The 13,543-nt window shown below is 62.3% G+C and carries 14 protein-coding genes and 1 pseudogene; 12 read left to right on the top strand and 3 right to left on the bottom strand.

Annotated features, from left to right (window positions below; all coding sequences use genetic code 11):
• The first annotated feature begins 44 nt into the window (after nt 1-44).
• Both ABK249_RS21890 and ABK249_RS21885 read left to right on the top strand, forming a co-directional pair.
• Nucleotides 45-1,430, top strand: coding sequence for an MFS transporter (locus tag ABK249_RS21890; RefSeq protein ID WP_052183121.1), 1,386 nt, complete (start codon nt 45-47; stop codon nt 1,428-1,430).
• 104 nt (nt 1,431-1,534) lie between these two features.
• Nucleotides 1,535-2,995, top strand: coding sequence for a protein adenylyltransferase SelO (locus ABK249_RS21885; protein ID WP_348863996.1), 1,461 nt, complete (start codon nt 1,535-1,537; stop codon nt 2,993-2,995).
• 6 nt (nt 2,996-3,001) lie between these two features.
• Here the strand turns inward: ABK249_RS21885 and ABK249_RS21880 are convergent, their stop codons facing one another.
• Entirely contained in the window at nt 3,002-3,613 is a 612-nt protein-coding gene (locus ABK249_RS21880) for a class I SAM-dependent methyltransferase (protein WP_348863995.1), read from the bottom strand.
• 294 nt (nt 3,614-3,907) lie between these two features.
• Between ABK249_RS21880 and ABK249_RS21875 the strand changes: the two genes are divergently transcribed.
• Complete coding sequence (locus tag ABK249_RS21875) at nt 3,908-4,717, top strand: DUF3800 domain-containing protein (RefSeq protein ID WP_348863993.1); 810 nt, start codon at nt 3,908-3,910, stop codon at nt 4,715-4,717.
• A gap of 60 nt (nt 4,718-4,777) precedes the next feature.
• Here the strand turns inward: ABK249_RS21875 and ABK249_RS21870 are convergent.
• Nucleotides 4,778-5,159: pseudogene (locus ABK249_RS21870) on the bottom strand (transposase); the annotation flags it as partial.
• 288 nt (nt 5,160-5,447) lie between these two features.
• Between ABK249_RS21870 and ABK249_RS21865 the strand changes: the two are divergent.
• Both ABK249_RS21865 and ABK249_RS21860 read left to right on the top strand, forming a co-directional pair.
• The gene (locus ABK249_RS21865; protein ID WP_348863992.1) at nt 5,448-6,107 is read left to right on the top strand and encodes a hypothetical protein; all 660 of its coding nucleotides are present in this window, start codon (nt 5,448-5,450) and stop codon (nt 6,105-6,107) included.
• A gap of 367 nt (nt 6,108-6,474) precedes the next feature.
• Complete coding sequence (locus tag ABK249_RS21860) at nt 6,475-7,710, top strand: DNA-packaging protein (RefSeq protein ID WP_348864057.1); 1,236 nt, start codon at nt 6,475-6,477, stop codon at nt 7,708-7,710.
• A 27-nt stretch (nt 7,711-7,737) separates the two neighbouring features.
• On the opposite strand, the gene ABK249_RS21855 is transcribed toward ABK249_RS21860, so the two are convergent.
• A complete protein-coding gene (locus ABK249_RS21855; protein ID WP_348863991.1) occupies nt 7,738-8,262 on the bottom strand; it encodes a hypothetical protein in 525 nt (174 codons plus the stop codon).
• A 45-nt stretch (nt 8,263-8,307) separates the two neighbouring features.
• Here ABK249_RS21855 and ABK249_RS21850 point away from each other — a divergent pair, with 45 nt between their 5' ends.
• The 7 genes from ABK249_RS21850 to ABK249_RS21820 all read left to right on the top strand — a co-directional run bounded on the left by ABK249_RS21850 (nt 8,308) and on the right by ABK249_RS21820 (nt 13,508).
• Entirely contained in the window at nt 8,308-8,778 is a 471-nt protein-coding gene (locus ABK249_RS21850; protein ID WP_348863990.1) for a hypothetical protein, read from the top strand.
• Nucleotides 8,779-8,913: 135 nt separating this feature from the next.
• The gene (locus ABK249_RS21845; protein ID WP_348864056.1) at nt 8,914-10,077 is read left to right on the top strand and encodes a phage portal protein; all 1,164 of its coding nucleotides are present in this window, start codon (nt 8,914-8,916) and stop codon (nt 10,075-10,077) included.
• Nucleotides 10,078-10,131: 54 nt separating this feature from the next.
• On the top strand, nt 10,132-10,392 hold the full coding sequence (locus tag ABK249_RS21840; RefSeq protein WP_037157548.1) for a CopG family ribbon-helix-helix protein: 261 nt from the start codon (nt 10,132-10,134) through the stop codon (nt 10,390-10,392).
• Nucleotides 10,392-10,700 (top strand): type II toxin-antitoxin system RelE/ParE family toxin, encoded by a 309-nt coding sequence (locus tag ABK249_RS21835; RefSeq protein WP_227705081.1) that lies wholly within the window; start codon nt 10,392-10,394, stop codon nt 10,698-10,700. The genes ABK249_RS21840 and ABK249_RS21835 overlap by 1 nt, the downstream gene beginning before the upstream one ends.
• Before the next feature lie 289 nt (nt 10,701-10,989).
• Nucleotides 10,990-11,307, top strand: coding sequence for a DUF6107 family protein (locus tag ABK249_RS21830; protein ID WP_348863988.1), 318 nt, complete (start codon nt 10,990-10,992; stop codon nt 11,305-11,307).
• 342 nt (nt 11,308-11,649) lie between these two features.
• On the top strand, nt 11,650-12,243 hold the full coding sequence (locus ABK249_RS21825) for an HK97 family phage prohead protease (protein ID WP_348863987.1): 594 nt from the start codon (nt 11,650-11,652) through the stop codon (nt 12,241-12,243).
• Nucleotides 12,240-13,508: a phage major capsid protein gene (locus ABK249_RS21820; protein ID WP_348863986.1), complete on the top strand. Its 1,269-nt coding sequence runs from the start codon at nt 12,240-12,242 to the stop codon at nt 13,506-13,508. Before ABK249_RS21825 ends, ABK249_RS21820 begins: the two co-directional genes overlap by 4 nt.
• Nucleotides 13,509-13,543 lie beyond the last annotated feature (35 nt).

The raw sequence follows: 13,543 nt of genomic DNA, 5'->3' as shown, positions 1-13,543 counted from the left end.
GGTTGTAGCGTCCCGGCGACCGTGACAAAGGGAAGGGTAAGGGCGTGTTGCAGGACGTGAATGTGGGTTGGTCGAGGCTTTTGAAGGGCCGCGACGGGGCGATGCTCGGGCTGATTTCGGCGGGCGTCGGCCTGCACGCCTTCAACCAGTTCGCGATCGTGGCGGCCCTGCCGCCGGCGGCCGCGGAGATCGGCGGCACGGCCTATTTCAGCTGGGCCTATACGCTCTACTTCCTGGGCTCGATAGCAGGCGGCACGGGGGCGGCGGCCATGCGCGACCGGTTTGGCCCGCGCACAAGCCTTGTCGTCTCGACACTGGTCTTTGCATTCGGCGGCCTTCTGGCGCTGTCGGCGCCGAGCTTTTCCTGGATCATGGCCGGGCGGCTGTTCCAGGGCATTGCCGACGGGCTGATCGTGGCGATCTGCTACAGCCTCATCCCGGCCAATTTCCCGTCCGCGCTGATCGCCAGGGTTTTTGCCGTCGAGGCGATCGTCTGGGCCGTTGCGGCGATCGCCGGACCGCTGGCCGGCGGGCTGCTGACGGAAGCCTATTCCTGGCGTGCGTCGTTTCTGGCGGTTGCGCCTTTCGTCCTGCTTCTGCCTTTCTTCGCGCTTGCCGCAAAGCCCCGGATGACGGAGGCGGCGCCCGTCCCGCTTTCCGTCGCAACGATTGCCCTTTGCCTTGCAGCCGCCTTCGTCCTGTCGCTGTCATCGGTGATGAGTGGAGGCGGCATGCAGGCCATGACGATCGCCGCAGGTGCCGCACTTTTCCTGCCGGCGCTGAAGCTCGACGGGAAGATCGGCCCGAAACTGTTTCCGGCGGGCGCTTTCCGGCTCGGCTCGGTGCTGGGGCACGGGTTCTGGGTTCTGCTCATCATGTCCGCCAGCCATTCGGTCGGCAGCGTCTACCTGGCAATGATGATCGGCGCCGTCTTCGATTTCCGGCCGTCGGTGGTGGGCTCCATCGTCGTGATCATGGCGCTCACCTGGAGCGCGGTCGCGGTGCTGGTGAGCCGGGTGGCGGCCGTCGGTTCGCGGGAGAGATGGATGCTGAGCGGCGCGCTGTTTCAGCTCCTCGGCTTCCTGGCGCTCGGCACAGCCTTCGCGATGGGCTCCGTGATGCCGCTGCTTGTCGGCCAGATGGCGATCGGCACCGGCTTCGGGGTTGCCTGGGCAAGCATCAACCAGGCGGCGATGGAAGCGGCCGAGAGTGCCGAGCGGGATCTGGCGAGCGCGCTTTTGCCGACCATCTCGACGACGGGCTACGCGATCGGCGCGGGGATCGCCGGCATGATCGCCACCGCGACCGGGCTCGTCGCGGGCCTGGAAAACGGCGATGCGAGCGCCTCGCTGTGGCTCTACGGTACGGCGGCGGCGGGTGCTGCGCTCACCTTCCTGTTCGGTTTCGGCATACGGCTGAAGAGTGCCTGAAGCGCGCAACAAAAGCGCATTTCGCTTGTTCGACAGGGGAGATTCCCCATATTGGGGAAGAGCCCGCGCGGCGGAAGAAGCCTGCCGCGCCGAAGGAGTTTCCCGTGTTCCAGTTCGATAATTCCTATGCCCGCTTGCCGAACCGGTTTTTCGCCTCCGTTTATCCCGAGCCGGTCGAGGGGCCGAAGCTGATCAAGTTCAACCAGGAACTTGCCGAGGAACTGGGTGTCGAGGCGGATTTTTCCGATCCGGCGCGGCTGGCAGCGATCCTCGCCGGCAATGTCGTGCCGCCCGGCGCTGCGCCGATCGCCATGGCCTATGCCGGCCACCAGTTCGGCAATTTCGTGCCGCAGCTCGGCGACGGCCGCGCGATCCTGCTGGGCGAGGTCGTGGACCGGCACGGGCTGCGCCGCGACATTCAGCTGAAGGGTGCCGGACCGACGCCGTTTTCCCGCCGCGGCGACGGCCGCGCCGCGCTGGGACCGGTGCTGCGCGAATATATCGTCTCCGAGGCGTTTGCCGCACTCGGCATTCCGGCGACAAGGGCGCTGGCGGCGGTTGCGACCGGCGAGCCGGTCTATCGCGAGACGGTCGAGCAGGGCGCCGTCTTCGTGCGGGTCGCGGCAAGCCATGTGAGGGTGGGAACCTTCCAGTTTTTCGCCGCCCGCGGTGACAATGACGGCGTGAAGCTCCTCGCCGACTACGTGATCGAACGGCATTACCCGGAGCTGAAAGACGAAGAAAACCGGTATCTTGCGCTCTTGAGGGCCGTGGCTCTGAAACAGGCCGACCTGATCGCCCGCTGGTTGGGCGTCGGCTTCATCCACGGCGTGATGAACACCGACAACATGACGATTTCCGGCGAGACGATCGATTTCGGCCCCTGCGCCTTTCTCGATGAATATAATCCTATGAAAGTGTTCTCCTCGATCGACCAGATGGGCCGCTACGCCTATCGCAACCAGCCGGGCATCGGCCAGTGGAACATCGCGCGGCTGGCCGAATGCCTGCTGCCGCTTCTGGACAGCGACGAGGAAAAGGCGGTGAATGCGGCGAATGCCGTGCTGACAGAATTCGGCGAACGGTTCCAGAGCGAGTGGCTCACGGTCTTCCGGAAGAAGATCGGGCTGTTTTCCGGAGCGGATGGCGACGGCGAGCTGATCCAGTCGCTGCTGGCCGCCATGCATGAAGGCGAGGCGGATTTCACCCTTGCGTTCCGGCGTCTGGCCGATGCGGCCGAGGGCCGGGACGAGGCATTTCTCGCCTCATTTGCCGACCCCGCCAAGGCGCAGGATTGGCTGACGGCATGGCGGGAGCGGCTGGCGGGTGAAGACCGGTCGGGCGGGGAACGGGCGGCTGCGATGCGCGCCGTCAATCCGGCGGTGATTCCCCGCAACCATCGGGTGGAGGAGGCGATTGCCGCCGCCAATTACGGCGATTTCAGCTTCTTCGAACGGCTGCTGGAGGCACTGGAAAACCCTTACGACGAGCGGCCGGAATTCGCCGACCTGATGGCGCCGCCGAAGCCGGAGGAACGGGTGACGCAGACGTTCTGCGGCACGTGAGGCGCATCACGCTGGGTGGGCGCTGCCTTCGTACATGAACGTCATCGGTTTCGGCCCCGGCATGTAGCCGGTCTCGACCCGGTCGATCCGAAATCCGCCGTCCTCGATCATCGACCGGATCGGGCGATTGAGATGGCAGCCGCCGCTGATGCGCCGCCAGACGGGGGTGAGGCCATCCTGAAACCAGCGCACGCCGCGGTCGGGCGACCGCCCGTGTTCGACGAACAGCAGTTTGCCGCCGGGTTTCAGCACGCGGCGCATTTCCGAAAGTGCCGCGGCCGCCCCCGGGATCGTGCAGAGCGTCCAGGTCGTCACGACCGTATCGACGCTGCCGTCATCCAGCGGGATTGCTTCCGCTGAGGCCTCGATGAACCGGACGGGCATTGCCGACTGCGGGGCGCTGCGGGCGAGCGCCAGAAGATTTGGGGAAGGCTCAAGCGCCAGAATTTCGCGGACCCTCGCGCCGTAGAAGGGCAGGTTGAGCCCGGAACCGCTGCCGATCTCCAATACCCGCCCCTCGGCGGCGCCGATCACCCGCTCGCGATACGGCCGCAGCCGCTCGTTCCGCATCGCAAGATCGCAGAGTTTTGGCAGGATGACATCGTTGTAGACACCCATGGTCGGTTCCTCCCGCGTCGATTGTCCCGCAGGTTCTCACCTGTGGCAAGCGGCGTCTCTGTGCGGATGCGGTCCCTGACAAATTGGCCGGACGCCTGCCAAGGTTATAAAATTTGTTGCAACATAGGAAAATAATCCCAGATTTATGCTTACGTACCGAACCATATGGTGATAAGACGATGACTGAAGTTGCTACCCCCATACTTTCCCATTCATGGGGCATCCAAAGTAGCCGATAGAATGTGGTCATTGGTGAGCGGTATCGCTCCTCGCCGATCTGGGAAGCGCCTATTCATGGTTTTGCAGGCCTATATAGACGATAGCGGAGACGATGACGTATTCGCTTTGGCAGGCTTTATCTCGTCTGCGGAAGCGTGGGCAAAATTTTCAAAAGAATGGGAAAATGCATTGGGATGGGGAGTGCTTGGGAATAGCGGTTCCAAGAGGTTCAAGATGGCCGAAATGGCGTACTTGGATGAAAGAATGGAGCGAGTTCCAGCTTTCTTCAATATCATCTCCAGTCATGTTTTGTGCGCCATATCTTTTGTTTACAGGAAGGAAGACTTGGTCCGCGCAAAACAAAGGATCAGACTTTCTGATGGACGCCCGATCAATTGGGGCTTTATGGACAATCAATATATGCTTGCCTTCAAGCATCTTATGGATCTGTTTCATAATGGTCGAGAGCATGATCTTAAGGGGATAATCGCGTCTGGCGAAAAAATTGACTTCATCTTTGATGAGCAAAGTGAAAAGAGGCAGGTTATAGCTGGGTGGGACGAATACATGAATACCAGGCCAGCAGCGGTAAGACGTCTTTATGGTTCTCTCCCGAAATTCGAAGACGATGAAGATTTCTTGCCGCTTCAAGCGGCAGACTTCTGGGCTTGGTGGATACGCAAATGGCATGCCGATAGGATCAACCCAGAAGATTCTGTCTTAGATTTTGGGCGGGTTAAGATTAAGGGCGCAAAATTCCCGCGACTCCGTCTTTGGGCTGATGAAGACCATTTGACCAATAATTTGTTGGGAGTTTTGCGCGAAGCGCACCAAGACTGCGCTGTAATTGATCTCAAGAACTTTTCGGTTTCAGGGGCGCTCTAGCCGCTGCATCAAAGTCTTTGCCTGTCTCGTCAGTATGAAGCATACGAGTGCCTTCGCCACGATAGGGCCAAGGCCACCTTCGCGCATTGCTCCGCGAATGCGATGGGCCATGAACCATGCGGTTTGAGGGTGACACCAAGGGTGCGGTGAAGCTGATTGGCGCTGATGCCCTTCTTGGAAGAGGCGATCAGGAAAATAGCCTGTAGCCAAAGGTGCATTTTGACGTGGCTGCATTCGAAGTTGATTCCAGCCCTCACGGTGAAAGGCTTGCGGCATTGGTAGCACTTGTAGGTGCCGATCCGAGTCTTCCCCCCTTCATGGTACTGATACGCTCGAAGGCGCCGCAGTGCGGGCATACAGGGCCATTCGGCCAAGCGCGCTACTCAACAAAGCGATAAGCGGCGGCTTCATCGTGAAAATGGCAGTCAGAAAGAATGGACATAGCATTAACTAATTGAATTTGTTTTATAAAGCAGGAGTTTTCGTACGTAAATTAAAATGCTAGGAAAATAATCCTTGACGGCGTGACGGTGGTTTGATAGGGTTTGGTTACAGTCGAAGAATTGCGCCGGCGCGGAGCCTTTGAGGTTGTCGGTGGCAAGGCTTTCGGTCATCGGCCCGGTCTTCATGCCGGGTCTTTTTTATCACGACAATCGATAGCGGGAGCGCTGGGGCCGGGAACGGGCGCCAGGCGACGCGGTATGCGCGAAAGCGCATCGGGGAATCGGCCATGGATGAATTCGAAAATTTCGATCCGGCGCTCTTCGGGCTCTGGGCAGAACGGCCTGCCTATGGTGACGGGATCGTCATGGACGACGAGATATTGGCCGACAGGGCGCGCGGCGTGCTGCTGGAAATTAAGTCGGCTGAAAGCGCGATCCAGCCGACCGAGGAACTGCGCCGGCTGCTCAATGATATGACCGGCGAGATGCGTGCGCAGTTCGAAACATTCCGCGACATGCGAAGGTCGGCGGAAAAGGCGCTGGAAGACGGCGACGAGGCGGCCCAGAAACTGGCGCGCGCCGACGTGAAGGCGGCAACCGACGCCATGTCGCTGATCGTGCGCACCCTCGAAAAGGTCGACAGCCTGCAGCGCCAGCTTGCCCGTGACAGGGAGCTGGAAGCCGAACGCGTGGCCGATGAGGGTGGGTATGAGGAGGCGAAAGCCCGCTTCATGAAACTGATCGAGGAGCGCGCCAATGAATATGCCGCCCGCCTTTTTGAAGCATGGAAACGGGATGGTCCGCCGCCGTGGGTCACCGAGCTACTTGAACGCAAAGCCGCCGAGCCTCCGGACACAACGGTTGGCGGACGAGAAGATGGCGAGCAAGGCATTGGTGGTTTCGAAGCAATTGAATCGAGGCATGCAGACGATCACGGCCGCGCGTGAGGAAAACGTCGCAGCATCTGGGGAAAGCAGGAAGCTGGCCAAAGCGATCGCGGATGACAGCGCGAGGCATCGCGGCGAACTTCCGCCGATCTCCCCCCTTGTGGGGGAGATGTCACCAGAGGTGACAGAGGGGGGTGGCGACCGTGCCGAGAAGCTGATCATTGACGAAGAGGTTGAGGCGGCACCCCCCTCTGTCCTGCCGGGCGTTCGGCGCTGCGATCGATTCACTGGATCGATCGCTCCGGCTTCGCCGGATCACGCCTCACCCCCCACAAGGGGAGAGATCGGTCTGCCGCACTGCTCCTCTCCCATGAACATTCGTCCTCCGACTTCGGAGGAGCAAGTTGGTGATGCCTTTGATGACTTCATGCCCGGTCATGAGCGGGAGTGGCTCCTGAATGGCCGCCGCGAGCAGCATCCTCCCGCCGGCGACTGGCGGACATGGCTGATCATGGGCGGGCGAGGGTCGGGAAAGACACGCGCCGGCGCCGAATGGGTGCATGCGCTGGCCTCCGCGGAACAACGGTCCAATCTCAGGATCGCGCTGGTGGCGGAAACGCTGGGCGATGCCCGCGAGGTGATGATCGACGGCGTTTCCGGCATCTGCCGGGTCGCGAGGGCGAAGCGGCCGGATTTCGAGATTTCCCGCCGCAGGCTCGTCTGGCCGAACGGTGCTGTGGCGCAGATCTTCTCCTCCGAAGACCCGGAGGCGCTGCGCGGGCCGCAATTCCACTTCGCCTGGTGCGATGAACTCGCCAAATGGAAACATGCCGAAGAGACGTTCGACATGCTGCAGTTCGGGCTTCGGCTCGGGGCGGATCCGCGCCAGCTCGTGACCACCACGCCACGGCCGGTGCCGGTGCTGAAACGGCTGATCGCCGACCCGGGGACCAGTCTGATCAGGATCTCGACCGAGGCGAATGCTAAAAATCTGGCGCCGGGTTTTCTGGAGGTGCTGGAGGCGCGCTATGGCGGCACTCGGCTCGGGCGGCAGGAGATCGCCGGCGAGCTGATCGAGGACCGCGAGGACGCGCTGTGGAAACGCGCCGACATCGAAGCCTGCCGGATCGGTTTTCAGGGGGGACGCTTCGCCGGCGCGCTCAGGCGCATCGTCGTGGCGGTCGATCCACCCTCCGGTTCAGGCGCAGGTTCCTGCTGCGGCATCGTCGTGGCGGGGCTGGAGACGAGCGGAAGGGCCGTGGTGCTTGCCGACTGCTCGGTGGAGGGCGCAAGCCCGGCCGGCTGGGCGCATGCGGTGGCGAAGGCCTTCTCGCGCTTCCAGGCGGACCGCGTGGTGGCGGAGGTCAACCAAGGCGGCGAGATGGTGACGGCGATGCTGAAAAGCGTCGATTCGGTCCTGCCGGTGACCATGGTGCGCGCGACGCGGGGAAAATTCCTGCGGGCCGAACCGGTGGCCGCACTCTACGAGCAGGGGCGGGTCAGCCATGCCGGACGGTTCGCGGACCTGGAGGACCAGATGTGCGATTTTGGTCCGGACGGGCTGTCTTCCGGCCGTTCGCCAGACCGGCTCGACGCACTGGTCTGGGCGCTGACGGCGCTTCTGCTGGAAGGTTCGGGGGAGCCGCGCGTGCGGGGCATCTGACGCGGCTCGATGATTGGATCGTGGTGATCAGCGCTGCTGGCTTGCCGGCTTCGGCGGAGCGTTTTCGCGCATCTCTTTCCATTCGGATTCCATGCGCTCGGCGATATGCTGGGGGATCTGCTTGGAAGGGGCGGCCTGCATCGGCTGCTGCATCATCATGATCTCCTTGTTCATTAGAAGGCAGACATGAACGTCCTGCGGCACCGTTGGTTCCATAGCGTCAATGAAAAGTAAAGTGGCGCCTAAGAGCTTAAAACGATTTAGTTTTTCTAAACCGATTGAATGTTGAGGACCAGGATCGGCGGGATGCCTCCCCGGCGCACCTTCGTTCGCAGCATTGCACCCTATAGGCGTGGCGAAGAAAAGAATCCCCTTGAAGATGTAGGTCGCATATGCAATTTTTGCGAGAATGTGATAATTATCAATCGCGAAACGGGAGGGTTGGGAATGGGGATCAACAGGCGTTTCTTCTTCGAGAACGCGCGTCAGCGGCTGTTCGGGGGACGGTTTCAGCAGCATCAGGTCCATGGGCTGGAGGCGATTCTTGATCATTGGGAGCAGACGAGTCCTGCCAAGGACGATCGCTGGCTCGCCTATATGCTCGGGACGGCATTCCACGAGACGGCCCGAACGATGCAGCCGGTGCGGGAAACGCTGGCACCGACGGACGACAAGGCCATCGCCATACTGGAAAACGCCTGGCGGCGCGGACGGCTCTCCTGGGTCAGCAATCCCTATTGGCGACGGGATCCGGGCGGCCAGACCTGGCTGGGCCGCGGGCTGGTGCAGCTTACGCACCGCCGCAATTACGAGAAATTAAGCCGGGTGACCGGTATGGATCTTGTGACCGACCCTTCGGTGACGATGCGGATGGATGTCGCCTTGCGCATCATGTTCCTCGGCATGGAGCAGGGCATTTTCACCGGTCACCGGTTGGAGCAGTTCTTCCTGGGACCGAAGGAGGACTGGTTGAACGGACGCCGGATCATCAACGGTATCGAGCGGGCGCCGCAACTCGCCGACTATGGCAGGGCCTTCTATAGCTGCATCAGCTACACCACGGGTTGAAGGCGCGGCCGCTGCACCTGGCCCGATCTCTACAGAGCCGCCCGATCCTTATAGAGCCGAAGGAATTATTCCATGAAATCTCCATTCCGGCGCCGGTGGTTCCCTCAGGGGTTTTCCGCCGGCGGACGAAAGGCCATGCGCGAAGCCCGGGCATCCGAGGTTGCAGGCGCTTTTGCTGCCCAGCCCGAGACCAAAACGGCAACGGGCTTTGCGTCAGGATTTACGATCGTTTCCGGCGAGGGCGCGGCCTATTGGTCCGGACGTTCCTATGCGGCGCTGTCGCGTGCAGGCTTCATGAGGAACCCGGTCGCCTACCGTGCCATGCGGATGATTGCCGAGGCGGCAGCGGCGGTGCCCTGGCTTGCCTATGAAGGCGGAAGCGAGGTGGCGGATCATCCGGCGCTGGCGCTCATCTCCCGGCCGAACGGGCGGCAGGGCGGACCGGATTTCTTCGAGGCGCTCTATGGGCATCTGCTGCTCTCGGGCAATGCCTATGTGGAGCCGCTTCTGATCGGCGGGACCCTGCGGGAACTGCATCTCCTGCGCCCCGACCGGGTGAGCGTGGTCGAGGGGCGCGACGGCTGGGTGGCGGGCTACGACTACCGCGCCGGCGGCGTCACGCGGCGGCTGGCTGCGGATGGGGACGGCATAATGCTGCTGCATCTGAAACTGTTTCATCCGCTCGACGACCATTGCGGCTTTCCGCCGATCGGCGCGGCGGGTGCGGCGCTCGACCTGCACAATGCGGCGGCTTCCTGGAACAAGGCGCTGCTCGACAATTCCGCCAGACCCTCCGGCGCGCTCGTCTACCAGCCGAAGGACGGCGGCAATCTCTCAGCCGACCAGTACGAGCGGCTGAAAGATGAGCTGGAGGCGGGCTATTCCGGTGCGGTGAATGCCGGCAGGCCGCTGCTTCTGGAAGGCGGTCTCGACTGGAAATCGATGGGGCTCTCGCCGAAGGACATGGATTTCATCGAGGCGAAGAACGGGGCGGCGCGCGACATCGCGCTCGCCTTCGGCGTGCCGCCGATGCTGATCGGCATTCCGGGCGACAACACCTATGCCAATTACCAGGAGGCGAACCGCGCCTTCTACCGCCTGACCGTGCTGCCGCTGATTTCCCGCACCGCCGCAAGCTTCTCCGCCTGGCTGTCGGATGCCTATGGAGGCGGGTTGCGGCTGGAGCCCGACCTCGACCGGATCGCCGGGCTTTCCGCAGAACGTGAGGCGCTCTGGGCGAGGGTGGGGGCCGCGGCCTTCCTGAGCGATGATGAGAAGCGCGAAGCGGTGGGGTATTAACAGGAGCGGAATTGGTGTAATTTGTAATACGCCGTATTACAAATGGAGGCTCCCATGGCCAAGCCTGTTCTTTCCGATCCGATCACGCTGCGCCTGCCGCTCGACATTCTGGAAGACGTCGAGAAGATCGCTGAGACCGCGGATCGCAGCCGATCCTGGGTGATCGTGCGCGCGCTGAAATATTATCTGATGGCGGAGGGGAACGATATCCTGCAGATCCGCAAGGGCGAAGAGCAGATCCGCGATGGCGAGACGGTCGACATGGAGGAGCTTTTCGACGAGCTTCTGGATGAGCGCAAAAGCGACGCTGCGTGATGAAGGTGATCCTGTCGAAGAAAGCGGGCCGGTTCCTCCGGCAGGAGCGCGCCTATCTGGAGCAGTTCAATCCACGCGCCGCAATGGCGGTGATGCGCCAGTTGCGGGCGTCCTTGCGGCTGTTAGGGGAGTTTTCGAGGGCAGGCGGTGATCTTCAGGCTCTGGAGGGGCGCCGCCGTCTCGTATCGGGAGCCTACATCATCCATTATCGGGTTGAAAAGTCAGCCGTCTACGTTTCGCATATCCGTCACGGTCGCCAGGAGCCGCTCGAACTCGAAAAGGACGGCGAACCCGGCGAAGAAGGCTGAGCCAATCGGCAAGCATCGCCTTCGCGTGGTTTGTCAAGAACCTGGCTCAACCTCTCAAGCCCCGGACTCAACTTCGCAACAAGCACGTCCAAGCGATTCCGAAGACTGACGAAAACAGAAGCGGCCGCCCCGAAGGGAGGCCGAGTGAGCCGTTATGGCTGCTGCATGCTGTGATCGGACATGCGGCATCTTGAAGAGCTGCGGTATCCTTTTCGCCTGACGGCGCGTGGCACTGCAGCCGAGCCCTGGCGGCTCTTTATGCGCAAATTCTAAAAAAGAGAGATTAAAAATGTCTGACCTCGGAAGCGATCCGGGCGTCGGGATCGCCAAGGTCCTGGGCTCGATGGCGGGAGCCGGTGTCTCGCTGATCTACCTCGTGCCGAAAAGCCGTCGCGAGGCGGCGAGCCGCTTCCTGACCGGCGTGAGCTTCGGGCTGATCTTCGGCGGTCCGACCGGGCTTTGGCTCGAGACGAGGCTGGGGATCGGCGGCGAGCTTTCAGGCGCCGAGGTGATGCTCGCGGGCGCGGCGACGGCCAGTCTGTCCGCCTGGTGGGTGCTGGGCGTGCTGGCGCGGGTGGCGGACAGGTATGGGAGACGGGTTGGGTGAAGGCCCGCCTCTCCCCTTGCGGGAGAGGAAGAAAGATCAGCAGCTTAGCCGGAGGCTAAGTGCTAGATTTTTCAGGAGAGGGGCTAATTCGTCTCCATCCAGTCCGGCCTTTCGCTCTCAAGGCGTTCATCACTGCAATCGATTTACGGGATCAATTGTTCAGCTTCGCAGCCCGCTCTTCCCCCTCTCTTGGAATTTCTAGCACTTAGCTCCGCTAAGGTGCTGAAATTCCATTCTCCCCCGCCAAGGGGGAGATAGGCGCCTGCCGCGCAGTCCATGCTCCAAATTCCGTTTCGCGGAGGAGAGGAGCCGAGAATCCAAAGACATTTCAGGAGACTACCCATGCACGCTTATCGCGGGCCGCGCCCGTCCGTACGCCCCAGTGGGCGCAAATTCGCCAATCTGGAACTTGCCGGCGTTGCCGGCGACGGGACCTTCTCAGGTTATGCCAGCATTTTCGGCGAGGTCGATCTCGGCAAGGACACGATCGAACGTGGCGCCTTCAGGCACTCGCTCGTCGAACGCGGCGCGCCGGGTGTGCGCATGCTCTACCAGCACGATCCGAACGAGCCTATCGGCGCCTGGAAGACGATCCGCGAGGATGCCCGCGGTCTTTATGTCGAGGGCGTGTTGTCGCCGGGCGTGGCCCGCGCCCGCGAGGTGCTGGCGCTGATGAAATCGGGCGCGCTCGACGGATTGTCGATCGGCTTCCGGACGGTGAAGGCCCGTACCGATGCAAAGACGGGCGTCCGAAAAATCCTCGAGGCCGATCTATGGGAAATTTCCGTCGTGACCTTCCCGATGCTCCCGTCGGCCCGGGTCTCCGACGTCAAGCATGCGCGGTTCTTCCGTGACCGGGAAACCGAGCTCGTCCGCCAGATGCGGCGGGCGGCGAAGATGATGATGCAGTCAACCTTCAAAGGAAAAGCGATATGACGAATGCAGCAAGCGTGGCGCCTGAGGTGAAGGCCCCGGAAGTCAAGGGAGTGCCGGAAACGGTGACGGCCGCCTTCGACGAATTCATGGAAGCCTTCGAGGCGTTCAAGGACGTCAACGACCGCAGGCTCGGCGAGATCGAGCAGAAACTGACGGCCGACGTGGTGACGCGCGACAAGGTGGACCGCATCAACCGCGCGATGGACGACCAGAAGAAGGTGCTCGACCAGTTGGTGCTGAAGAAGGCCCGTCCGCAGCTCGGCCGGGGTGGCGGCGAACTTTCCGCCGAAACGGTCGAGCACAAGGCCGCCTTCGACGCCTATATCCGCCGGGGCGAGGAAGCGGGGCTTCGCGAGCTGGAGGCCAAGGCCCTTTCGTCCGGTTCCGGCACGGACGGCGGATATCTGGTGCCGCCTGAGACGGATACCGAGATCGGCCGGCGGATCTCCGTGGTTTCGCCGATGCGGGCGCTTTCGACCGTGCGCACCGTCTCTTCCGCTGTGCTGAAGAAGCCATTTGCGACGACGGGCCTTGCCACCGGCTGGGTGGCGGAGACGGCGGCCAGGCCGCAGACCAACACGCCGCAGCTTGCGGAACTCTCCTTCCCGACCATGGAACTCTACGCCATGCCGGCCGCCACTCAAGGCCTGCTGGACGACGCGGCGGTCGACATCGAGTCATGGATCGCCGGCGAGGTGGATATCGTCTTTGCCGAACAGGAGGGCGATGCCTTCATCCGCGGCGATGGCGTGAACAAGCCGAAAGGTTTCCTGTCCTATCCGACAGTCGCGGACAGCGCCTGGAGCTGGGGCAATATCGGCTATGTCGCTTCCGGTGCCGCCGGCGCCTGGCAATCGACGGACCCTTCCGACACGCTGATCGAACTCGTCTACGCGCTGAAGGCCGGGCACCGCCAGAACGGCACCTTCATGATGAACCGCAAGACGCAAGCCGATATCCGCAAGTTCAAGGATGCCGACGGCAACTATCTCTGGCGTCCGCCGGCCGCCGCCGGCCAGCCTGCCTCGCTGATGGGCTTTCCGATCGCCGAAGCCGAGGAAATGCCGGACGTGGCGGCGAACTCGCTGTCCGTTGCCTTCGGCGATTTCCGCTCCGGCTACCTCGTCGTCGACCGGGCCGGCGTGCGCATCCTGCGCGATCCCTACAGCGCCAAGCCCTATGTGCTCTTCTATACGACCAAGCGCGTCGGCGGCGGGGTGCAGAATTTCGAGGCGATCAAGGTGGTGAAGTTCGCGGCGGCATAAGAGCGAATAGGGAGTAGCGAATAGCGAATAGAGGT

This window comes from Neorhizobium phenanthreniclasticum, from assembly GCF_040066075.1.
GTDB lineage: Bacteria > Pseudomonadota > Alphaproteobacteria > Rhizobiales > Rhizobiaceae > Neorhizobium > Neorhizobium petrolearium.
This window is presented reverse-complemented; position numbering and strand designations above follow the sequence as displayed.

Excerpts from the sequence above, each read along its gene's own strand:
- ABK249_RS21825 (WP_348863987.1), top strand. The coding sequence starts at position 11,650 with ATGCACGCTTATCGCGGGCCGCGCCCGTCCGTACGCCCCAGTGGGCGC.
- ABK249_RS21830 (WP_348863988.1), top strand. The coding sequence starts at position 10,990 with ATGTCTGACCTCGGAAGCGATCCGGGCGTCGGGATCGCCAAGGTCCTG.
- ABK249_RS21880 (WP_348863995.1), bottom strand. The coding sequence starts at position 3,613 with ATGGGTGTCTACAACGATGTCATCCTGCCAAAACTCTGCGATCTTGCG.
- ABK249_RS21865 (WP_348863992.1), top strand. The coding sequence starts at position 5,448 with ATGGATGAATTCGAAAATTTCGATCCGGCGCTCTTCGGGCTCTGGGCA.
- ABK249_RS21840 (WP_037157548.1), top strand. The coding sequence starts at position 10,132 with ATGGCCAAGCCTGTTCTTTCCGATCCGATCACGCTGCGCCTGCCGCTC.
- ABK249_RS21860 (WP_348864057.1), top strand. The coding sequence starts at position 6,475 with ATGCCCGGTCATGAGCGGGAGTGGCTCCTGAATGGCCGCCGCGAGCAG.
- ABK249_RS21875 (WP_348863993.1), top strand. The coding sequence starts at position 3,908 with ATGGTTTTGCAGGCCTATATAGACGATAGCGGAGACGATGACGTATTC.
- ABK249_RS21850 (WP_348863990.1), top strand. The coding sequence starts at position 8,308 with ATGCTCGGGACGGCATTCCACGAGACGGCCCGAACGATGCAGCCGGTG.
- ABK249_RS21845 (WP_348864056.1), top strand. The coding sequence starts at position 8,914 with ATGCGCGAAGCCCGGGCATCCGAGGTTGCAGGCGCTTTTGCTGCCCAG.
- ABK249_RS21835 (WP_227705081.1), top strand. The coding sequence starts at position 10,392 with ATGAAGGTGATCCTGTCGAAGAAAGCGGGCCGGTTCCTCCGGCAGGAG.
- ABK249_RS21855 (WP_348863991.1), bottom strand. The coding sequence starts at position 8,262 with ATGATCAAGAATCGCCTCCAGCCCATGGACCTGATGCTGCTGAAACCG.
- ABK249_RS21820 (WP_348863986.1), top strand. The coding sequence starts at position 12,240 with ATGACGAATGCAGCAAGCGTGGCGCCTGAGGTGAAGGCCCCGGAAGTC.